The sequence below is a fragment of the Emticicia soli genome (genome assembly GCF_037860775.1).
GTDB classification, from domain to species: Bacteria; Bacteroidota; Bacteroidia; order Cytophagales; family Spirosomataceae; genus Emticicia; species Emticicia soli.
Genome location: NZ_JBBEWC010000005.1, coordinates 159,126 through 181,375 on the forward strand (window position 1 = coordinate 159,126; position 22,250 = coordinate 181,375).

21 protein-coding genes are annotated in these 22,250 nt (G+C 37.9%); 4 read left to right on the forward strand and 17 right to left on the reverse strand.

Annotated features, from left to right (window positions below; all coding sequences use genetic code 11):
- The first annotated feature begins 335 nt into the window (after positions 1–335).
- Positions 336–572 (forward strand): hypothetical protein, encoded by a 237-nt coding sequence (locus WAE64_RS08555; RefSeq protein WP_340235897.1) that lies wholly within the window; start codon positions 336–338, stop codon positions 570–572.
- 103 nt (positions 573–675) lie between these two features.
- The gene (locus WAE64_RS08560; RefSeq protein ID WP_340235899.1) at positions 676–1,917 is read left to right on the forward strand and encodes an alkaline phosphatase family protein; all 1,242 of its coding nucleotides are present in this window, start codon (positions 676–678) and stop codon (positions 1,915–1,917) included.
- Positions 1,918–2,086: 169 nt separating this feature from the next.
- On the opposite strand, the gene WAE64_RS08565 is transcribed toward WAE64_RS08560, so the two are convergent.
- The 7 genes from WAE64_RS08565 to WAE64_RS08595 all read right to left on the reverse strand — a co-directional run bounded on the left by WAE64_RS08565 (position 2,087) and on the right by WAE64_RS08595 (position 8,247).
- The gene (locus WAE64_RS08565; RefSeq protein WP_340235901.1) at positions 2,087–2,542 is read right to left on the reverse strand and encodes a GNAT family N-acetyltransferase; all 456 of its coding nucleotides are present in this window, start codon (positions 2,540–2,542) and stop codon (positions 2,087–2,089) included.
- A 30-nt stretch (positions 2,543–2,572) separates the two neighbouring features.
- Positions 2,573–3,199, reverse strand: coding sequence for a hypothetical protein (locus WAE64_RS08570; protein WP_340235903.1), 627 nt, complete (start codon positions 3,197–3,199; stop codon positions 2,573–2,575).
- A 19-nt stretch (positions 3,200–3,218) separates the two neighbouring features.
- Positions 3,219–3,611, reverse strand: a complete 393-nt coding sequence (locus WAE64_RS08575; RefSeq protein WP_340235905.1) for a MoaF-related domain-containing protein — start codon at positions 3,609–3,611, stop codon at positions 3,219–3,221.
- Positions 3,612–3,698: 87 nt separating this feature from the next.
- Positions 3,699–4,160: a RidA family protein gene (locus WAE64_RS08580; RefSeq protein ID WP_340235908.1), complete on the reverse strand. Its 462-nt coding sequence runs from the start codon at positions 4,158–4,160 to the stop codon at positions 3,699–3,701.
- A gap of 78 nt (positions 4,161–4,238) precedes the next feature.
- The gene (locus WAE64_RS08585) at positions 4,239–5,537 is read right to left on the reverse strand and encodes an acetyl-CoA hydrolase/transferase family protein (RefSeq protein WP_340235913.1); all 1,299 of its coding nucleotides are present in this window, start codon (positions 5,535–5,537) and stop codon (positions 4,239–4,241) included.
- 114 nt (positions 5,538–5,651) lie between these two features.
- Positions 5,652–7,142 (reverse strand): DUF7133 domain-containing protein, encoded by a 1,491-nt coding sequence (locus WAE64_RS08590; protein ID WP_340235916.1) that lies wholly within the window; start codon positions 7,140–7,142, stop codon positions 5,652–5,654.
- A 1-nt stretch (position 7,143) separates the two neighbouring features.
- Positions 7,144–8,247, reverse strand: a complete 1,104-nt coding sequence (locus tag WAE64_RS08595) for a plastocyanin/azurin family copper-binding protein (protein WP_340235918.1) — start codon at positions 8,245–8,247, stop codon at positions 7,144–7,146.
- A gap of 99 nt (positions 8,248–8,346) precedes the next feature.
- On the opposite strand from WAE64_RS08595, the gene WAE64_RS08600 reads away from it, so the two are divergent.
- Entirely contained in the window at positions 8,347–9,597 is a 1,251-nt protein-coding gene (locus WAE64_RS08600) for an MFS transporter (protein WP_340235920.1), read from the forward strand.
- On the opposite strand, the gene WAE64_RS08605 is transcribed toward WAE64_RS08600, so the two are convergent.
- The 7 genes from WAE64_RS08605 to WAE64_RS08635 form a co-directional block, all read right to left on the reverse strand.
- Positions 9,594–10,448 (reverse strand): sugar phosphate nucleotidyltransferase, encoded by an 855-nt coding sequence (locus WAE64_RS08605; RefSeq protein ID WP_340235923.1) that lies wholly within the window; start codon positions 10,446–10,448, stop codon positions 9,594–9,596. The genes WAE64_RS08600 and WAE64_RS08605 overlap by 4 nt on opposite strands.
- Positions 10,449–10,461: 13 nt before the next feature.
- Entirely contained in the window at positions 10,462–11,835 is a 1,374-nt protein-coding gene (locus WAE64_RS08610; protein WP_340235925.1) for a HAMP domain-containing sensor histidine kinase, read from the reverse strand.
- Between the two features lie 8 nt (positions 11,836–11,843).
- Positions 11,844–12,521, reverse strand: coding sequence for a response regulator transcription factor (locus WAE64_RS08615; RefSeq protein ID WP_340235927.1), 678 nt, complete (start codon positions 12,519–12,521; stop codon positions 11,844–11,846).
- Between the two features lie 1,106 nt (positions 12,522–13,627).
- Positions 13,628–14,371 carry a hypothetical protein gene (locus tag WAE64_RS08620; protein ID WP_340235929.1) on the reverse strand — a complete coding sequence of 248 codons (744 nt, stop codon included), beginning with the start codon at positions 14,369–14,371 and terminating at the stop codon, positions 13,628–13,630.
- Positions 14,372–14,418: 47 nt separating this feature from the next.
- On the reverse strand, positions 14,419–14,907 hold the full coding sequence (locus WAE64_RS08625; protein WP_340235934.1) for a hypothetical protein: 489 nt from the start codon (positions 14,905–14,907) through the stop codon (positions 14,419–14,421).
- Between the two features lie 180 nt (positions 14,908–15,087).
- Positions 15,088–15,831 carry a LytR/AlgR family response regulator transcription factor gene (locus WAE64_RS08630; protein ID WP_340235936.1) on the reverse strand — a complete coding sequence of 248 codons (744 nt, stop codon included), beginning with the start codon at positions 15,829–15,831 and terminating at the stop codon, positions 15,088–15,090.
- Positions 15,831–16,880 carry a sensor histidine kinase gene (locus WAE64_RS08635; RefSeq protein WP_340235939.1) on the reverse strand — a complete coding sequence of 350 codons (1,050 nt, stop codon included), beginning with the start codon at positions 16,878–16,880 and terminating at the stop codon, positions 15,831–15,833. Before WAE64_RS08635 ends, WAE64_RS08630 begins: the two co-directional genes overlap by 1 nt.
- 588 nt (positions 16,881–17,468) lie before the next feature.
- Here WAE64_RS08635 and WAE64_RS08640 point away from each other — a divergent pair.
- Complete coding sequence (locus tag WAE64_RS08640) at positions 17,469–18,329, forward strand: dienelactone hydrolase family protein (protein WP_340235941.1); 861 nt, start codon at positions 17,469–17,471, stop codon at positions 18,327–18,329.
- A gap of 8 nt (positions 18,330–18,337) precedes the next feature.
- Here the strand turns inward: WAE64_RS08640 and WAE64_RS08645 are convergent, their stop codons facing one another.
- From WAE64_RS08645 to iolD, 3 genes are read right to left on the reverse strand one after another with little or no spacing between them, the layout of a single operon-like run.
- Positions 18,338–19,381 carry a LacI family DNA-binding transcriptional regulator gene (locus tag WAE64_RS08645; protein WP_340235943.1) on the reverse strand — a complete coding sequence of 348 codons (1,044 nt, stop codon included), beginning with the start codon at positions 19,379–19,381 and terminating at the stop codon, positions 18,338–18,340.
- Positions 19,378–20,277, reverse strand: a complete 900-nt coding sequence (gene iolE, locus WAE64_RS08650) for a myo-inosose-2 dehydratase (RefSeq protein WP_340235945.1) — start codon at positions 20,275–20,277, stop codon at positions 19,378–19,380. The genes WAE64_RS08645 and iolE overlap by 4 nt, the downstream gene beginning before the upstream one ends.
- Before the next feature lie 54 nt (positions 20,278–20,331).
- Positions 20,332–22,203, reverse strand: coding sequence for a 3D-(3,5/4)-trihydroxycyclohexane-1,2-dione acylhydrolase (decyclizing) (gene iolD, locus WAE64_RS08655; RefSeq protein ID WP_340235947.1), 1,872 nt, complete (start codon positions 22,201–22,203; stop codon positions 20,332–20,334).
- Positions 22,204–22,250 lie beyond the last annotated feature (47 nt).

Here is a 22,250-nt window from a genome sequence, read left to right on the forward strand (position 1 = left end):
AGGTTTTTTGATAGATGGCTAAGCAAATATACCACCCTTATTAAAGTGTGCCTAGGTTAAAGCTATAAATTTTGCTTAATGTTTGCCCGCCTCATAGGATTTGCCTATTGGTCAATTTTTGATTAATATTGTATTGATGGTCAGGATTCAATTCAGTCAACCTAAATTATGAAAAAAAACTACTTACAATAGTATTAGTCAGCTTACTTATTAGTTGTAAAGATAAAAAGCTTGAGCCAGAAACCTGGCTTATAGGCAACTGAAAATTAGTGTCTTATTGCCAACTCAGTGGTACTAATAGTTGTACCAATGTAAAGGTGCCAAGCAATAAAGGCGTGTTTCTAACATTCACTAACACTTTTCATGAAAAATATAAGAATACTATTGCTGTTGAATATGTTTTTTTAGGCTGTGGCGGAGGCAATTATGAATTGGAAAACGGTGATGTTCGGATTCGTGCCAGTTGTATGTCTTCTTCAAACGGGCGATTAATTAAAATTCAAACTGTTTCTGAGAAAAAACTGATTTTAATACCCTTTGAGAAAGGAGAATATGTATTTGAGAGAGACTAAAACTAACTACATTTAATATATAATTCATATAGGCTCGTGTAGTCAGGCTTATTGTTTTACTATATTTGCGGTCAAAAAAAAATACAAATTGATTTAGTGTGATATGAAAAAAGCCTTGTTTTTGCTTAATATGTTGCTAGGTGCTGTTGCCAGTCAGGCGCAAACCGCCAAAAAAGCAGTATTTATTATTGTTGATGGTATTCCGAACGATGTAATTGAAAAGGTAAGCACACCTAGCCTTGATTCGATTGCCAAAGTTGGTGGCTATGTGCGTGCGTATGTAGGAGGCGACAAAAAGACGTATTCTCAAACGCCTACTATTTCGGCAGTTGGTTACAATAGCTTGCTGACGGGTACATGGGTAAACAAGCACAATGTATGGGGCAATGATATTAAGGCTCCGAACTACAATTACTGGACAATCTTCCGTTTTTTGAAAGAGCAATATCCTACCAAGAAAACTGCTGTTTTTTCTACCTGGCTCGATAACCGTACGAAATTAGTAGGGGATGACCTACCTCAGACCGGAAATATTATGACTAATTATCACCTGGATGGTTTGGAATTAGATACGGTGAATTATCCGCACGTAGCTGATAGTAAACATATCAATCTGATAGATGAAAAAATATCAACAGAGGCAGCTAATTCAATCAGAAAAGATGCGGCCGACCTGACATGGGTGTATCTGGAATTTACTGACGATATGGGACATAAATATGGTGATAGCCCACAGTTTTATTCAGCCATAGAGCAGATGGATAAGCAAGTAGGGCGTGTTTGGCAGGCGGTACAATATAGAATGAAGAATTTTAAAGAAGACTGGGTAATTTATATTACTACCGACCACGGACGTGATGCCAAAACAGGCAAAAATCACGGCGGACAGTCAGACAGAGAGCGGGCAACTTGGATGGTTACCAATGCAAAAGACCTAAACCCTTATTTCAGAAACTACCAACCGGGTATAGTAGATATTATGCCTTCTATTGCTTCGTTTATGGGTATTTCGTTCCCTCGTGACAGACAATTTGAAATAGATGGTGTGCCGCTGGTTGGTAAAGTTTCGGCGGTACAAGCAAATGCACAATTGAAAGACAAAACCATAGACTTAACATGGAAAGCCATTGATAAAAAAGGGCAGGCCAAAATCTGGTTGAGTACTACCAATTATTTTGAAACAGGTAAAACAGATAATTATGTACTGCTAAAAAAAGTGCCCGTTGCTGCCGAAAAAGTCAGCCTTGATATAAGTGCGTATCAATCGTCTTTCTACAAAATTGTGATTGAAATGCCGCATAATACACTTAATCGTTGGATAGTTTTAGAGAAAAAAGATAAGTAGTAGGTAATCATAAAATCCGCATTTCGATAAGCAAAGCCCATGAGCCTGACTTTATGCGATTGAGCCTCAACCGGAAACACATGGACAGAGGGCAGCCGTTTCAGAGTATGGCTGCCACAATTGTATGATGCCGAAAAAGCAAATTGATTTTTCTGATAGATGATACTTACTAAACTTCAAAATGAAGTTTCATGCCTTCATGAGTTGCTTTGAGGCCTAGTTTTTCATAAAAATTCAAGGCTTCAGGGCGACTTTTGTCGGTAGTTAGCTGTAAGATATGGGCTTTTCGTTCTTTGGCTCTTGCAATAGCCCATTCAAACATTTGCTGTCCAATACCGCTGCCTCTTAAATCTTCTCGTATCCTTACGGCTTCTATCTGTGCTCTGATGCCTCCCTGATAAGTAAGGTATTGAATAAAACTTAGCTGCAAAGTGCCTATTACCTCACCGTCTATTTCTACCACTATTAATTCCTGATTCTGGTCGGCATTGATATTCTCAAAGGCTGCATAGTATTTTTCAGGTAGAGGTTCCTGATAATCTTCTCTCAATTTGCCCAATTTATCGTTGGCTAGCATTTGTACAATAAAGGGTACATCTGCCTTTATAGCTTTTCGGAATATCATTTTTAATTTTATTAGGTTTTATAAATCCACTTAAAGCAATATTTTCAACCCACCTGTAATACCAGTGTTTGAATAGGAATAATGGCTTTTAGGATTTGGATTAGTAAGACTACCAGTTAATGCCATAGATTGAGTGATAGATACTCTATCAAGATACAAGGACAAATCAAATAATACTTTTTGAGAAAGTTTAAATGAAGCTCCTGCATTAATTTGTGCGCCAAACATATTTTCTTTATATTTCAATGTCCCATCAATGTCTTCAGCAATACCATCGAAAACAATCTTTGTTGTCCCTATTCTAGTCCCAATTTTAGGGCTTAGTTGTATAAAAGGTACAATCTTATTTGAAGTTTTCTTGTACAATCTAAAAAAAGGAGACAATGAAGCCAGAATATAAGGTTTATTGATAAGTGCTCTGAAATCTTTGGGCGGCAACTGAAAGGCTATATTTAAGCCTAAAAGCATATTCTCTTTTAAAAAATATCCACCTGTTGGAACACCAAAAATAGGAGATGTTGAAATACGACTGTTTTTCCTTTCAGGTAGTAAAAAATTTTGCGAGTAGTCAACCCCAACAAAATATTTCCCTTTTTCAAATTGGCTATACGCATTGAAGGAAATTAAACATAAAATCAGGTACGCAGTTTTTTTCATTTTTTAGTCAAAGAATTATTTACTTGTTTTTGATACTTATTTTGGCTTCGGCCAATTCAATTTTTTTGTCTATTAATAAATAAGATTGTACTGTGTTTTTATTGAAATCAATTAATTGGCTTACACCTATGCCATCGGCTTCGGCCCATGTAACAAATAGCGTGTTTCCATCAAGTTCTTTCTGATGAAAGCGGTCAGTTTCTTGTCTGCCTTTTTCTTCGCCAAATACACATTCCCAACGTAAAGTGGTATCTGTTAAGCATTTTACCTCGTATCGGGCATCACCATAATCATATACGTAGGTTTGGCCAACTTCAAATTTTGTTGTTTTTATTAAAGGGATTTTTTCGCCTTTACCAACGCACGAAGATAAAAAAGCAGCAGCAAGAATGCAGAGTAAGATTTTATTCATGTTTTTATAGTTTTATTCTCTGAATACGCCAAAATAAAACCATAGGACTATTAATGCCAAATGAATTTATCGACCGAAGAAATAAATTTACTTTTTAGGAATTACGGCTGTTGCCTCTATTTCAATCATCACATCGCTTCTATACAAATTACTTACTTCTACCAATGTGCTTGCGGGTGGGGTTTGGGTATTTATAAACTTATCTCTTACCTCTCTCACCACCTGTATTTTGCTGACATCTTTTATAAAGATAGTTATCTTGGCAAGGTGATTCATATTGCCGCCTGCTTCCTCAATTATGTTTTTGATATTACTGAAAACCTGCGTTGTCTGCTTTTCAAAATCATCTTTCCCTATAAGATTTCCTTGCTTATCGAGTGGAACTTGTCCTGCAATCAATAGCATAGTTGTATTGCCCAAATCTATCTGAGCGGTTTGAGAATAGCCTTTTGGCGTGGCAACCGAGCTGGGGTTAACAAACTTTAAGGTGCTTTGTGCAAAGCTATTCAGGGTAAACAATAGGGTTATAGTAAATAAAAAGAATTTCATTAGTTGTTGATTTTTGATTATTCAAAATTAACAACTAATGAAATTCTTTCAAGCATTAATCAGTACTTTGTTTCTAAATTACATATATGTGTAAATTCCCTGAGAATATTGATGTCTGAATCGCTCAAAGGCTTCTTTTTCAAGACGTTCCTGATGGTCGGGATGAGCAACTTTTATTAGCTCTTTAGCCCTTTCAACCAGATTTTTTCCGTATAAATAAGCAATACCATATTCGGTTACCACATAATGCACATGGGCACGAGTTGTTACAATTCCGGCACCCTCTTTCAAGTGTGTTACAATTTTAGATTCTCCATATTTGGTAGCAGCAGGTAGCGCAATAATGGCTTTACCGCCTTCTGATAAGGCAGCACCTCGGATAAAGTCCATTTGTCCACCAACACCCGAGTACATTTTATAACCAATACTATCGGCACAAACCTGACCCGTAATGTCAATTTCAATGGCGCTATTAATAGCGGTTACTTTCGGATTTTGTCTGATAATAGAAGTATCGTTGACATAATCGACAGGAAGCATACTAATGAGCGGATTATCGTCTACAAAATCATAAAGCTGTTGTGTACCATATAAGAATGTAGAAACAATTTTACCCGGATGCTTTTTCTTGTATCTGCCCGTTACTACACCTTTTTCAACCAAAGGGATTACTCCATCTGAGAACATTTCGGTATGAATCCCTAAATCTTTATGGTTATCGAGCATCGCTAATACAGCATTAGGTATATTGCCAATACCCATTTGCAGGGTGGCTCTGTCTTCTACCAACGATGCCACGTGTGTGCCAATTTTTTGCTCTATTTCGGTAGGAGTTCCCCACGAAACCTGATGTAGAGGTGCATCAAAGGGTACCAGATAATTAATACGGCTTACATGAATCTGGCTGTCGCCTAGTGTGCGGGGCATAAATTTATTTACCTGCGCAATTACCACATTGGCTGATTCGAGCGCAGCTAATGTAGCATCTACCGATGTGCCTAATGAACAATACCCACTTTTATCGGGAGGCGAAACAGTTATTAGTGCCACATTCAGTTGAATAATTTTCTGATGGAAAAGGCGTGGGATTTCGGATAAAAACACCGGAATATAGCTTCCACGGCCTTCTTCAATAGCTTTTCGAACGTTTTTGCCGATAAAAAAAGCATTTGTATGAAAAATACCTTCGTACTCGGGGCGGGTATAAGGTGCGTCGCCTTCGGTATGCAAATGGTACAACTCAACGTTTTTTAGTTCGTTTGAGCGTTTTACTAAACTTTCGAGCAAGTGTAGCGGAGCGGCCGCTACACTGTGCACATATATCTTATCGCCCGATTTAACTACTTTCAGGGCTTCTTCTGCTGTTATTGTTGACATTTTTAGGACTAGATTTTATGAGTGCAAAATTCGGGCATTATAAGCTCGACGAATATGATATTAGTCAGTTATTAATCTGCTTAATGTCTTATTCTTTGTCTACTCATAAAAACCTTATTCCAGTGTTTTGTTTAAAGAATAGCAGATTATTTTATTAAAAAGATATTTTTCGTCGTTAGTTTTCAGGTCTCCGGCTTGTAATTCATATACATAACCTGCCTTCATATCTGCCAATTCAATCGATACCTTTTTACGGTCGGCTGATAGTTTAAGGCTTTTTACCGGAATTTCCTGCAAATCAAATTGTTTAGAGCCGTAAGCCTGATGATACTCGTAATAATAGCGTTTGAATTTATAATTGGCTAAATCTTTGGCGGCATCTTCATTAAGTGGCAAGGTAAATGTTAAATCAAAGCCTGTTTTAGTAAGATTCATCGCCATTATGTCCAGATGTGTTTTACCTTTCCAGGTTATCTTCTGTATACCTCTTGAGCCTGCCCAACCGTGGTCGTTTTGGCCTACCCATAGGCTGCCGTCGGGTGCAAACACTAATCTATTGTTACCAATACGCATTTTAGAACCAAAATTCATCGGAATACACGCACCCTGCAAAGCACCACCTACTTCTTCTAATAATACTCGCATGGCATATTTATGGTCCATGTCGCCTACAAGCATTTGCCCTGTGAATGGCCCAAATTTCCCGTTTGTATTATCCCAGATAGGTTGCGTAGCCGAATTGGCAAAATAGCCATGCGGAAACTGTACCGATTCTTTGGTACGCATACTATCGAGCGTAGCCACTGGCAACTTAATAGGCACTACTCTCGGAAAGTCTTCTTTCCAGATTAAACCCGCCGGATGTCCATAGAATTTGCCTTCTTCTACATGGAAAAGCTTGCTTGTTCCCAACCAATCACCTTGATTGTCGGTTACGAACAATCTGTCTTGTGAGTCGATACCCATTGTATTCGGGGAGCGAAAACCTACGGCATACGGGTGCAGTTTACCATCTTTAGTTAGTTTCATAATCCAACCTCTGTATGGTACACAAGAGTACATACGCCCAGGGCGAGAAAGGGAATCGTACTTTCCTCTTATTTCGTTTCTAATTCCGGCACCATTTGATGCCAGATTAAGGGCGATAAACAGATTGCCTTTCTTATCGGCCACAGGGCCAAAGGCAAACTCATGGTAATTGCCCGACATACCAAAATCATCGGTTACAGTTTCGTAATCATCTGCCACGCCATCGCCATCAGTATCTCTTATTCTTGTTAGTTCTGGGCGTTGCATAATAATGATTTCACGATTATTTACTACCAGAATCCCAAGCGGGTCGTGCATTCCTTCAGCAAACAATTTCCATTGCTTGGTTTTAAGATTATAGGTCATGATTTCGCCTCTGTGAAAACAGGCAATAAATCTTCCATCAGGCATAAAGCCAATAGCACCCGTTTCAGCAATTAATCCTTCTGGAAGTGGTATGTTCTCAACAGTATAATAATCTGCCGCCGAGTCTTTCGGAGCGGAATAATTGGCGTAACTAAAGCCTACAAGCAGCAGGCAATTGAGTAGGGTAATTATATATCGAATATTTTTCATCTTATTTCTTCATGGTTATGGTTACCTTTTGTGTACCTGCCGGAATGCGTAATACACCATCTTTAAACTTTCCTGCTGAGCTTTGGTAGCTTATGCCATCATCAGTTTTGGTAATGAATAAAAGCGGCTTAGTGTTATTTTTAAATGTAAAAGTGCGGCTCAAACCTGCATCATTGGGCAATAATCTAAGTGTTTCACGCACTTCTATGTTGTCTAGCAAGTATCTGAATGTTGGTAGACGATTAGTGAAATGATACCCTTTAAAATGCACTTCAGGTGCTTCTTCAGCATTACCGATTCTGAATGGGAAGCCTGTATTATCTCGCCAGTAAATATCGCCAACTACTTTGGTAAGTTTGCTGCCGTTACCTTTCCATTGCTCGCTGTTATCTACAAAACCACCCGACCATGCATAGCGAAGGTAGCATTTTCCTGCATCAAAGCAGTACGATTCTGTTTCGCTTAGTGCCACGGCAATAGCGGCAGGGCTACAGTCGGGCATAAAGGTGCGGTAATGCAAAGGATATTTCAGCGGATATGGGTGTGGCGATGGTGTTGCCATGTGATGCCCTGCATGCGCACTAGCGCCACTAGTTTTTTGTCTTTGGGTTTCGGGTACATTCAGGTCTTTTTCAAGCGGAGGCATAGGTTTATTAGTAACATACATAGCACCATACATAATGTAGCCATGCCCTGGATACGTACATACATAAGGGTATGTGCCTTCTTTATCTACCACAAAAGTTATGCTTTCCATTCGGCCGGGTTCAAGCACTTTGGTATGGGCAATTACAAGCGGTGAGTTTGGTACATAATCCATTTTTGCGCCATTGCCTGCTAGTTTCAGGGCTTCGTCAACTACTTTTATGCGGGAGTTTGGTTGAGTAACGACCAGATTATGCGCCATGTCGTCGTGATTATCGAGTGTAATCGTAACACGGGTATTGGGGCGGACAGCAAAACGAGGTAAGTCGAACTGCAACCCTCCCAGAACTTTGATAATGATTGTGGTATCTTGCTGAGCAGATGACGGATAGTAAACAAAACTGAGCAACACGATTAAATAAAGCACACGTTGCCTGATAAAAAGAATGTGTTTAAACATGATAAAACGTTAGGGGTGAATAAGTATCCAAAAATAGGGACTAATGATTATTTTTTTTATATTTACCTTTCACAAATTTACTATCCTAACCAAAATTGTATGAAAATTCGCTACCAAGTGCTTTTTGGGTTGTTTCTTCTTTCTATTATTACTTACCTTGACAGAGTCTGTATGAATGTAGTGAGCAAGTATGTAAAAGCAGACTTAGGTTTAAACAACGAATCTTTCGGTTATATTTTGGGAGCTTTTTCGCTTTCTTATGCGCTTTTTGAACTTCCGACCGGAATTCTAGGCGATAAAATCGGCCCTCGGAAGGTGCTGACAAGAGTTGTGCTTTGGTGGTCTGGTTTTACAGCATTAACTGGCACCGCTTTTAATTTTGTGTATTTGCTAATTGTTCGCTTTTTGTTTGGCGCAGGTGAGGCCGGAGCATTCCCCAATGCCTCAATTGTTATATCACGCTGGTTTCCTTCGGTTGAAGTTGGCAGGGCTCAGTCGGTTATCTGGGCTGCGGGTAGGTTAGGAGGGGCTTTAACTCCTTTGCTGGTGATACCTTTGGTACATGCTGCGGGCTGGCGTATGGCATTTTTTATTCTTGGGTTGGTTGGAGCTATCTGGGCAATTGCCTGGTATTTCTGGTTTAGGGATATTCCGGCAGAGAAAGAGGGAATTACTCAAAAAGAAGTAGAAGAAATAGAAAGCGGCAGAAAAAAGTCAGCATCAGACCACCATGTTGATTGGAAAATTGTTATCGGAAACCCTAATGTCTGGGTGCTGATGCTTATGTGTCATTTGTTTTTTTATGCCTCTTATTTCTTTACAAACTGGTCGTCTACCTATTTTCAGGAAGGTAGACACATGACAGAAGAGCAAGCTAAAAACTTTGTTTCATTATCTTATTTTCTAGGAGCAATAGGGTGCATTGTCGGTGGCTTTGCCAGCGATTTATTAACCAAAAAATATGGACTTAAAATTGGCAGAAGAGCGGTAGGAGTACTAGGGCTTGGCAGTTCGAGTATTTGTTTCTTAGCATCGGGTTTAACTACCGATAACGAGCTTGCAGGATACCTATTGGCTTTATGCGTTTTGTTAAAAGATTTTACCTTACCTGTAGCCTTTGCTGTTTGTGTTGATATTGGTAAGCAATACTCAGGAACAGTGGCAGGAGCTATGAATTTTGCCGGACAATTAGGTGGCTTTTTTATCACCATCATCTTTGGAATTATTGTCCAAAACACAAATAACTTCAATTATCCGCTGTTCCTGATAGCAGGCTGCTTGATAGTGGCTTCAATGTTATGGTTTTTTATTGACCCCACTAAAAATCTGGTAGTTGAGAAAAAGGCTTAGAAATCTCCGTATTCTTTTTCAAGAATCGTCTGTATATCGGCAATATCGTTCTTACTTGTTAAGTCAGGTAAAACGTCTGAGATTGGAATTGTGAAAATTCCTTTAGGGTCTTCTTGTGCCCAGAGCCTTACCGTAACAGGTATTTCTTTTTCGTTTCTGGTTGGGTGTAGGGGCGTTTTTTCCAGGAAAGGGATTAACTTAGAAGCCGTAAAGGCAAAGATATTCCAGCTAATACCGATGCGTGGCATGGTGCGAACAATCTCTTCCCATTCGGTATCATTGGGTTTTTCTAATAAATCCAACAAGAAACCCTCTGTGTCTTTTTTTATGATTGCACAATTTCGTACACGCTCTACGGTATAGCCTTCGGTATCCCAGTCGAGCATGGCATTAGAATGGGTATCCTCTAATAATAGTTTAAATGCTTTTGTTGGATATAGATTATCACCATTGCAGGCAATGAATCGGCTGCTTTGCCATGAAGGGAATTGGGCAAGTGCTTGCTCAATGGCATCGCTTGTGCCAAGTGGTTTTTCTCTGTTTTCTGGAATGTGTTGCCTCGCAAATAAGATGGTAAGTCCCCAACTTTTTTTACCGCTCATTAAAGATTCATAATGAGGTTGAGTAACGGTATCTTTAGGGTTTAAGACAAGAATTACTTCTTTGATTCCTGCTTGAGAGGCATTGTATAAAACATAGTCTAAAAAAGGGCGACCATTTTTTCCAAGCCCAATCATGCATTTTGGTAGGGTATTGGCTTGCTCTACAAGTTTAGGGTCAAGAGAAGTGTCAGCATCTAAGGCTTTTTTCATACGGGACGACATCCCGCCGGCTAAAATAAGAAGTTTCATTTAAATTATATTGCTATTCAATTGTTGGCAATATAATTATAATTGTTGTACCATGCCCAACTTCTGACTCAATTGTTATTTTTCCTCTATGAATTTCAATGATTCTTTTGGTAAGCGGAAGGCCGATGCCGTGCCCTGAAATATCATGTGTATTTACTGAGCGATAAAATGGTTTAAAAATATGTTGTAAATCATCTTCCGAAATGCCTGTTCCCTGGTCGCTGAAACGCACCTCAACTTCTTTTCTGCGGGCATGTATCAACACATGGCAAATAGGCTCAAGGCTATATTTACAGGCATTTTCCATGATATTCATAAATGCCATTTTTAGTAAAGCGGCATTTCCCATCACGGTTATATCCTCAGAATCGGGTACTTCACCAAAAGTTACATTTATTTCGTAATGCTGTTTTTTCTGAATCAGTTGCCCTCGTGCCTGCCACAGCAAGTCGTCAATTCTAACCTGTCTTAAATCTACAAGATGTGCATCTGCATTTGCTCTTACAAGTTCTAATAACTCATTCACCAGCTTAATCATATCTTGTACTTCTGACTTTACAGACTCCAAAGCCTGTCGGTATTCTTCGTTTGTACGGGTTTTCATAAGAGCCACTTCTGCCTGCCCCTGCATAATTGTAAGTGGCGTTCGGAGTTCGTGGGTTACATAAGAAACAAAATTTCTTTGTTGTGTGTAGGCAAATTCAAGCCTGTCAAGCAGGTCGTTAAATGTGCGCGCCATCTGGCCTACTTCATCTTGTAATCGGGCTTCGGGTAGACGCTTATTTGAATCATGAGCAGTTATTTGTTCCATCCTATCGGCAATCTGGCCAATGGGTTTTACATCCATTTTTACAAAAAAGCGCATCATTAAAATAATAACCAGAATGGCTATCATTGTACCAACAAGCAATAAATCTCGAAGACGCTCTTGTTTGGCCCTGCCAAAATCATCAATTGCAGCAGCAGAAAGAATAACCTCCTGATGTGTTTCTGGAATATGATAAAGAAAAATTACTTGGTCAAATTCCTGGTCCTGGTCATGAATAGAAATTTCTCTTTTCTTAAGAACTTTTTTTAACAGGGTGGTGTCTAACTGCTCTTCTTCGGATGATGTATAGATTGCCTTGCCATTAATTGAATAGATACCTGTCGATTCGCCTTTCATTCTGAATTCTGGATTTGTCTGAATCCGTTCAAGAATTTCGGGTGTAAGATTGGTACTATCGGCTAATAAGCGTTCTCTTGATATGGCATTCTGCTTTAAAATTTTAAGGAATTCTTTCTGACGGAAATCAGCATAAAAATTATAGATAACAATAGAGAATGCTCCAAATAAAATGGAGACTATCAATGAAGCACGCAGGGGTTGTCGGTCTACAATTTTCATTTAAATTCTTAATCTTCTTTCAAAATATAACCCATTCCTACAACAGTGTGTATGAGCTTGGTATCAAAGTCTTTATCTATTTTTTTACGTAAGAAATTAATATACACATCAATAGTATTAGTGCCGGTATCAAAATGGATGTCCCATACTTTTTCAGCAATATCTACACGCGACACCACACGGCCTCTGTTACGCATTAAATACTCTAATAGAGCAAATTCTCTTGCTGTTAAATCAATGGTTTGTTGTGAGCGGCGAGCTACTTTTTCGTTTAAGTCAAGCTCAAGATCGGCAACTTTAAGAATATTTTGTTGCGGTAGCATATCACTAGACCTACGTTGTAGTGCTCTCAGACGTACAAGCAATTCTCTGAACTCAAAGGGTTTTACCAGGTAATCATCGGCACCTGCGCCAAACCCTATTAATTTGTCGTTAATACTACCCATAGCAGTCAGCATCAGGATCGGGGTGCTCAATTGCTCTTGTCGAAGTTGTTGGGCTAAATCAAAGCCATTTATTTTAGGCAAATTTACATCAAGTACTAGAACATCGTAAGGGTTACTCAAGGCCATATTTTTACCGATTTGCCCGTCGTACGCAATATCTACATTGCATGCATTTTCTTCTAAACCTTTTTTTACAAACTCGGCTAATTTGGGCTCGTCTTCGACTACTAAAACTCTCATATCGTTTGGCATAGTTATAATAGATTTTAAGTTAATCAATAATTCGGATAAAATAAAATCTCAAAAAAATATTTGAAATTGTGGTAACATCAAGGCCACATAAAGAGCTTTGTATTACATTACAAAATTGAATTGTAAAGATGAAGATAACTTTAATACGAAATTAAAAAAGCATTAAAGCTGACTAGCTATTGAGGAGAAATGATTACTTAAAAAAGAGTTTTTTCTGAAAAAATAAAATAGGGTGAAGCAAGCTAGTTTTAAAAAAAACTTAAAATTTAATCTAAAGCAGATTTATTGTTTTTGACGGGCAAAAAAAAAGCTGGGTCAACTTGCCCAGCCTTTGTCCTATTGAATCCACACAACTTTTATGAAAAAACTATATTACGAATTAATAATATCAATACTAGAATTTTGCGCTTTTTTAATTTGCGCTAAGCTAAGAATCACTTACTTGTTCTGCTTATTTGATACAAATTTAGAAGACCCTATTAAAATTGTTATTAATATCAGGTTAAAAAGGGATTAAAATGTAAGAATCGTATAAAAAAAAAGGACTGGAGTAAATGACTCCAGCCTTTCCCGCTACTAAATCCACACAACTTTTATCTTTAATATTTATATTTAAATATAATATTGTCTATTCTTAAGGTATTAAATTAAAATCACTGCTTTGCTTTAATTTTTATTTTGCAATGATTTCAGTCTCAAATATAAAAACGAAATTAATAACTAAACAAGTATTTTTTTAATTATTTATTTTTGATAGAACAAATTTAAAAAAAACTTGGATAAAAAAACAAGAAATTTTATAATTTTCTTATAACTCCTTCGTTTTAAACTGTGCTTGCTGCAATTCTTAATTCAAATGTATTAAAAAATTTATATAGTACAAAATTAATATTTAATTGTAAAGCAACAACATCTTTAAACTAGGCTCAAGATTTGTTTGTTTTTTATATTTTAATACTTTAACGACAGAATCTTTGTTTTATTTTTGAACCGAATTTAATACAAAGTTTGATAGTTTCAATAAAACAGTACTTGTGCTTTTTTAAATTAAAAAAAATGTTTTATCGTAAAATCTTTAAATAATGAGTAATTACTTAGGGCTCTAGCAAGGTCTCGGGTGTTTTTTCTTTAAAAATCCATCGATACACGTCTCTTAATAAAGCCGGTTGGATTTCGGCACCAAAACTATAATAAAAACCATTGTAATTATTCTTTATATTTTTTGACAAAAGCGTATGTCTATAGCCACCTTGTACCGATAGGCCTATCCAACGTGTTACTTTCCATCTAGCATACAAGCCAACCTGAGTAGGTATAAAATAATCTTTTTTTTTCCATACTTGTAGGTCTGTAGATAACTTGTTGTTTAGATTTCTGGTAGAGCCAATTCCCACCTCAAAAGGCATACTTATGCGCCAGTGCGGGGTGTCAATAAAATTGTTCCAATACATCAGATTCATAAAGTATAAATCTGTTTTAGTATAGTAATCAAGGTTGATGAGCTTCGTTGAGCCTTTCTTGAGGGCAAGAAAGCGTAAATTAGGGTTGAAACTCATCCAATAATAGCCTATCGTAACCTGACTTCTTTTTTTTCCGAATACAAGCCCACTATTAACTCCCCATATATTTACGCGCTGTTGATTGATAAAAGATTTACGGGCATCCCAGCTAAGAGCAAAACCAAGCCCTGTTCTTGCATTGGCAAGGGGTTGCAACAATACCGAGTCAGGCAATGTGAGCGTAGTCTGTGCCTTAGCATTTGAAAGAAAACAAAAAGCAAACAACCAGGTAATTTTTATACAATAACAGGAAGTACTTACTTTATTGAAAAAGGGCATACATATATTAAGATAACTAGTATCTACTTATTAACTAGTTACTTATCTTATTGTTTAGATTTTTTCTTGGCGTCCTCCTTCTTCTTCATGTAGGCTTTAAATTGCTCAGGATTAAGTATTTTTTCTAGTTCTTTGTTTTGTTTATCATCTAATGCCGCCATTTTATCTTTAGCATCACTTATTTGCTGTGGTGTCGGGCGGGTTTCTCCAAATTCTTTCTTGATGCGGTCATATAAATCCTTACGCTGATAAGCATAATCTTCGTTCAACGACGACACCAGAATTTCTTGCTCATCGGTAAGTTTGAGCTTTTTAACCATCCATTTGGTTTCTTCTTTCGCAAGTTCATCAGGGTCGAGCGGGCCTTTAGGCTTTGGGTTGTCAAAATCGCTGCCGTATCTGTTCATACCACCATAACCGCCATAGCCACCACGGCCATAGCCAGGGTAATACTGAGCTTGTGTATATAAAACAGAGAGTGACAGAAAAAATACCAGACTAAGGGCAAACTTCAATATCTTTTTTGCATTAAGCATAGGTAAAATGTGTTTTTATTACAAAATTAAAACTTTTTAGTGAATCTCAATCCCGAAATATCCCCTAAATTATGATTTATGCTAGCATCATTTTTCAATAAACCTTCTGAACTAAAATTTATTGTGGTAAGCAATATATTAAAGATTCAACCAATCAGGAAATTAAATAATATCCTTTGGTTAAGCATTTTTTTGTTCAATAAACTCTTTGAATGCTTTCCGGTAAGTATCACTTACGGGTAGAAATGTTTTAGCTGGCGAGCCAGTCTGGTAATTGATAGGAATAATCTGCACCTTCTCTTTATCTATTGCTTCTATGGCTTCAAATGAAACAATGTAAGAATTATGTATTCTAATAAACTGGTTAGCTGGCAGTTGGCTTTCAAAAGATTTAAGGGTTTGTAGTGGAACAATTCTTTTTTCTTTTGTATAAATAATAATATAGTCTTTCAGCCCCTCTATATATACAATATCTTCTAATTTAACTTTAACTAATTTGGTCCGGTCTTTTACAAATATAAAAGGCTTTACAGTGCTTGTTTCCTGCACGGTTGGCTGTTTGCTCGCCTGCAAACGATTTTTGGCTTTTTCGATTGCCTGTAAGAAACGTTCGAACGTTATAGGTTTAAGAAGGTAGTCCATCACATCAAGTTCATAACCTTCCAGGGCGTATTCAGGATAAGCCGTAGTAAGAATAATTAAAGGTTTGGTAGTTAATATTTTTAACAAACTTATACCTGTCAGCTCAGGCATTTGAATGTCAGAAATAAGTACGTCTACGGCATTGGCATTTAAGAACTCTAAGGCTTCTAAAGGGCTAGAGAAAGATTTTACTAATTCAAGACTAGGTATTTTTTGTATATATTGCTCTAATAAATTACGGGCCAGGGGTTCGTCTTCCACAATTATGCATCTGGTATTCATTACAAATCTATCTTTAATTGAATTCTGTATTTATTGTCTTTGCTTTCAACACTTAATTTATAAGCCCCCGGATAACTCAACTCGAGGCGTCTTTTAAGATTTTGTAAACCAATACCCGAATTTTCGCCAACAAAGTTGTTTAGCTTAGAAATTGAACTGTTTTCAACCATGTATGTACAGGTTTTACCATTGACTTGTAAAAAAACCTTTACCCACGAGTTTGGGTCATTACCATTTACGCCATGTTTAAAGGCGTTTTCCAGAAAAGTTATCAAAACCAAAGGTACTATCATGACTTGGTTTATTTCGCCTTTTATCTCAAAATCTATCGGAATCTGATGATTCAATCGGAGTTTTTCAAGACTTATATAATTTTCTATGTATTCAATCTCTTTACTTAATGGTATTTTTGCGTGGTTGGATTCGTAGAGCATATAACGCATCATTTTTGACAGCTTAGCAATTACCTCTGTAGTATTTGGTGAGTTACTGAAAGCCAGAGAGTATAAATTGTTGAGCGTGTTAAAAAGAAAATGAGGGTTGATCTGAGCCTTTAAAAAACGCAGCTCAGCAGTAAGTTTCTCGTTTTCAACTTCTTTTTTTTTCGCTTCAAGTTCACGCCAGTCATCCAGAAATTTCAGCATTCCTACAAAAATTGCAATGAATATAGCGCTAATAAAACTTTTAATAAAAAATTTAGAGCTGTAAACCACTTCTATTCGGCGAATATCTCCACTATCAATATATATCTGCCTTTTTACATAAATCAGAAAGACATGAAGCAAAAAAAAGGGGATAATAAACTCTAGCAGATAGCGTGTAATATTTCTGTGGTTTAAGAAACGAGGCAGAAAATAAAAATAATTCATGTAACTGGCGGCAGCGATTATCGAAACATGAGCCAAAGCATCAGCCAATAGCCTAATATAACTGCTTTGGTCGTCGTCTTGAAAACTTATCTGATAAAAGAAAAACGAAAAATAAGCACACCAGAATGCCAGATGGACAACTAGTATTAGATTACGCTGAACAAAAGATTGAATAGCCATACAAGATTTACAGAAAAATGATAGCTAAATAAAGGTTTATTGCTAAATAAACAAATTATATGATTAATCTAAGGTAAGACTTTTATACTGTTTAAGGTGTTTTAACGACTTGTTGTCGAAAAAAATCGACTGTTTTATAATAAATATCCTTACTTGTCGAGAAAATATGCCAAATGGTATAATAGATGTTTGAACATATATGTTTTGTTAGTTGTTTTGGGTAAAGTTTAGGTTGAAGTACAATTAAATATTGATTAAAAGAAATTTGAGATGAAACCTAAACTGATTGACTTTCGTCTATAAACAAAAATGGCTCATAAGTTGAGTCTGGTATTGTAGACAGAAATAAAAAAAAGACATAAGATATCTATACTCTTTATTAAAAAGAGATAACAAAAGATTTTAAATATAAAATTAGGTTAATAAAAAGGCTTGTTGCTTTGCGACAAGCTTCTTTTTTGTATTTTTGGGTCAAAATGCTGGTTCTGAAAAATAAAACCTCCCTTTAAAACTGCTGAAACTAACAAAAGCCTCAAACATATCCTCTAGTACAAGTATAATAAGTTCAAAAATTTAAAGCATACGTTTATGAATCAAGAAATTATTAATTTGTTTGACGAGTTCACCCATAAGCCACTAAGCCGTGATGAGTTTATGAAACGTCTGGCAAAATTAACAGGTGGTACGGCAGCAGCTCTTGCGGTGTTGCCACTTTTAGAAGTTAACTACGCACATGCTGCAACCGTGAACGAGGATGACGACGATTTAACAATAGAAAGTGTTACTTATCAGGGTGATAATACTACTATGAGAGGATACCTGACAAAGCCTAAAGATACAAGTAAAAAACTGGGCTCGGTAATTGTTATTCATGAAAACAGAGGCTTAAACCCACATATTAAAGACGTAGCACGACGTGTAGCCAAAGCTGGCTATTTAGCCCTGGCGATTGATGCGCTCTCGCCGTTTGGTGGAACGCCTGCCAATGAAGATGACGCAAGGGGTTTATTTGCAAAACTAGACTCGCAAACAAACATCAATAATTTTCTGAAAGGCTTAGATTATGTACGTGCAAGACCCGAAAGCAATGGCAAAACAGGCTGTGTAGGTTTTTGCTGGGGTGGGGCACTTGCCAATCAATTGGCTGTAAACTCGCCGGAATTGAATGCCGCTGTTGCTTATTATGGCCGTCAGGCTGATGCCGTTGATGTGCCTAAAATAAAAGCAGCATTGCAATTGCACTATGGCGGACTAGATGAAAGAGTTAATGCTGGAATACCCGTCTACGAAGAAGCCTTGAAAGCAGCCGGAACCAAATACGAATTGTATGTATATGAAGGAGCAAACCATGCTTTTAATAATGATACTGCACCTACACGCTATAGCCCCGAAGCCGCAAAACTGGCTTGGGAACGTACGCTAAGGTTATTTAAAGAGACTTTATCTTAACAGAAATATCAGAGAACTTTTAAGGAAGATTCTCTAATCAATAATTCAGGGGGAAGTATAATTTTTTCATATTTTGCTTCTCCCTCTTTTTCTACATTCTGCGAATTCAAGAAAAGCTGGGCAGCTTCTCGGCCTATTTCAAAACTTGGTTGCGAAATGGTGGTAAGTGAAGGCGTGATATAAGCCGATGAGGGGTCATTATCGAAACCAACCACTGCAATATCGCCGGGAATACTTAATCCTTCTGAACGTATTACTGAAATTGCGCCGATTGCTGCTCGGTCGTTTACTGCAAAAATACCATCTGGCCGGTTCGGATTATCTAACAGCGTTTTGGTAGGAAAAATAGCTCGGTCAGACAGAAAGCCTGCTGTCTGAATCAAATCTTCGTCAATAGCAATGTTATGGTTTTTGAGGGCATCAAGGTAGCCTTCAAGGCGTTTTTCGGATACTGAAGTGCCGCTTGGGCCTTTCAGATGAGCAATTCTTTTGCAGCCCATCTTAATCAGGTGCTCAACGGCAATGTAAGCCCCTTGATAATCATCGATTATAACACGGCTAGATTTGAAACCTTCGTAATCTCGGTCAATAAATATGAGACTTTTATTGGCATTAATAATTCTATCAAAATGTCCATAAAAGCCCAGATTATAAGTCTCTTGGCTTACTGAAAGAAAGATTGCATCAACACGGCTAGCCAGCAATTGCTCAACATTCTGTACTTCAATTTCGTGGCTTTCCTGCGAGATAAATATACTGATGGTATAGCCAAGCGGTTGTAAAACCGACTGTAAACCTTCAATAACCGAGGCTTCGAGGTTGCTATATTTGAGCGAAGGAACAATAACACCTAAAGAATAGGTCTTTTTGTTTAATAAACTCAGCGAAACCTGATTTCGCTGATAGTTCATTTTTTTCGCATATTCCTGAATGGTTTTACGGGTATCTATATTGATAGCATCGTGGTCATTCAATGCCCTCGACACGGTCGAGGGCGAACATTTGAATTTACGGGCAATGTCTTTAATGGTAATTTGAGACTGTCCACTCATATACCGAGGTTCTTTTTTATATAATTTCTTGCTATTAAAGCATATTCTAAAGGATTAGCCTTTGCGGGGTCTTGTTCGGCTTCAACTATGGCCCAACCTTTATAGTTACTTTCCTGCAATATAGCGAATATTGCCGGAAAATTAATACAACCTTCAATATCTCCCGGAACTGTGAAAGTGCCATTCTTAACGGCTGTCAAGAAACTCCACTTTTCGTCGTGTACTCGTTGTAAAACTTTAGGCCGAATATCTTTCAGATGCACATGACCTACACGGCTCACATATTTTTTGAGTGCAGCCACAGGGTCTTCACCTGCGAAATAGAAATGGCCGCAATCATAATTTAAAAATACGTAGTCTGGGTTGGTGTTTTCCAAAAACTTGTCAGTTTCTTCTATGGTCTGGATAATAGTGCCCATGTGATGATGAAAAGATAATTTAAAGCCTCTGTCAGAAGCTATTTTGCCTAACTCATTCATGTTTTCGCCGTACTTTTTCCAGTCAGCGGCCGAATGTAACATGCCTTTGCCTTCAAAAACCGGAACATCTTTCCCCTGGCAGCTATTGCCTGTTTCGCCACCGCCAACAATTGTACAGCCCATTGCGCCCAGAAAGTCAAGCAATTTATTGAATTCTACTATATTTTCTTGCAATGATTTAGTTGTGAGCTCGTAGCTAAACCATTGATTGGCTATTTGCAAATTTCTAAGATTCAATGCTTTTTTTAATACTTCAGTATCACGGGGGTATTTATTCCCAACCTCACAGCCCTCAAAGCCTGCAAGAGCCATTTCGCTGATACATTGTTCGAAAGTATTTTCGGCTCCTAATTCAGGCAAATCATCGTTTGTCCAGTTGATAGGTGCTACACCTAATTTAATGTTCTTAGCACTCATGTTAATAATACGTTAGTACGTTATATGTCTACGTTGAATGGTTGAATAAATATTTTATAAGTAAATTTTCTGTGTCTTCTTGTTTTCTTTGTAAGTCTCAAAGGCTTTTTGTACACCCTCTGACTCCGAAACTTCAGCAATTGGAACCTCCCACCAAGCATTATAGCCTTTTACGGTACGATACAAGCTGGTTTCGATGTAAATTACTGTAACTCTATCTTGTTTCTTTGATTCTGCAAGGGCATTTTCTAGCGAGGCTTTATCAGTAGCTTTAATAACTACAGCACCCAGACTTTCGGCATTTTTGGCCAAATCAACAGGTAAAAAATCGCCTGATAGTTGACCTGAATTTTCATCACGGTAAACATATCTTGTACCAAAGCGTTGGCTGCCAATACTTTCAGAAAGCCCACCAATGCTGGCAAACCCATTGTTGTTAAGCAATAGAATCGTGAAACGATAGCCCTCTTGTATAGCTGTTACAATTTCATGATTGTTCATCAGATAACCACCATCGCCACAAATTACATATATTTCACGCGAGGTATCGGCCATTTTTGCGCCTAAACCTGCTGCAATTTCGTAACCCATAGTTGAGAACCCATACTCTAAATGGAAGTTTTTAGGGTCGGTTGCACGCCATAGTTTATGTAAATCGCCAGGAGCAGAGCCTGATGCATTAATCATTACGTCTCGGTCGTCCATGAAACTATTCAATGTGCCAATTACAACTGCTTGATCAATTGGAGGTACTGTGCCATTGCCATCGGCATATATCTGGGTAACTTCTTTATCCCAATCTTCATTCATCTGTTTAATGCGAGCTCTGTAATCAGCCGATACTTCAAAATCACCTAATAGCTCACCTAATTCTTCTAAAGTTGCTTTAGCGTCGCCAACCAAAGGAAGAGCAGCGTGCTTAAAGGCATCAAAATCAGAAATGTTTATATTGATGAATCTAACAGCCGGATTTTGAAAAATGGATTTAGAAGCGGTAGTAAAATCACTGTAACGAGTTCCGATACCAATTACTACATCGGCTTCGTTGGCAATTTCAATAGCATATTTTGTACCAGTAGCGCCCAGACCACCTAATGCATAGGGTGCATCGTAGCGCACAGCGCCTTTGCCCGCAAATGTTTCACCTACCGGAATACCCGTTTTGCTTGCAAACTGGTGTAGCACTTCGTTGGCATCGCTATAAGTAGCGCCACCACCAGCTACAATTACAGGAGATTTAGCTCCACGGATTAATTCAGCGGCTTTTTTCAAAGCATTTACATCAGGACGTGGGCGAGCTATGTTCCAGACTCTTTTCCTGAATAGTTCTTCGGGATAATCGTAGGCGTGTGTCTGAATATCCTGCGGCATTGAGAGTGTAACAGCACCCATTTCAGCCTGCGAAGTAAGTACACGCATCACTTCTGGCAAAGAGTAAATCAATTGCTCAGGGCGGCTGATTCTATCCCAGTATTTTGATACAGGTTTGAAACAGTCATTTACCGATATATCTTGCGTAGCACTACTTTCTAACTGTTGCAAAACAGGGTTTGGCTCACGTGTGGCAAAAATATCGCCAGGTAAAAGCAAAACGGGCAAGCGGTTGATAGTAGCTAAAGCCGCACCTGTAAGCATATTGGTTGCGCCGGGGCCGATAGACGAGGTACAAACCATTGCACCCAAGCGGTTTTTTACTTTAGCATAAGCAACGGCTGTATGCACCATCGATTGCTCGTTGCGGCACTGGTAATACCTGAAATCAGGATTTTGTTGTAATGCCTGGCCCAAGCCAGCCACATTGCCATGCCCGAAAATACCGAAACAACCACCAAAATACGGTTGCTCAATTCCATCTCTTTCGATGAACTGGTTTTTTAGAAATTTTATAGTTGCCTGTGCAACAGTTAGCTTAATAGTCGTAGCCATGATAATCGTGAATTAGTGAATGAACAGATTAAGGTTGAGTTTGCCAT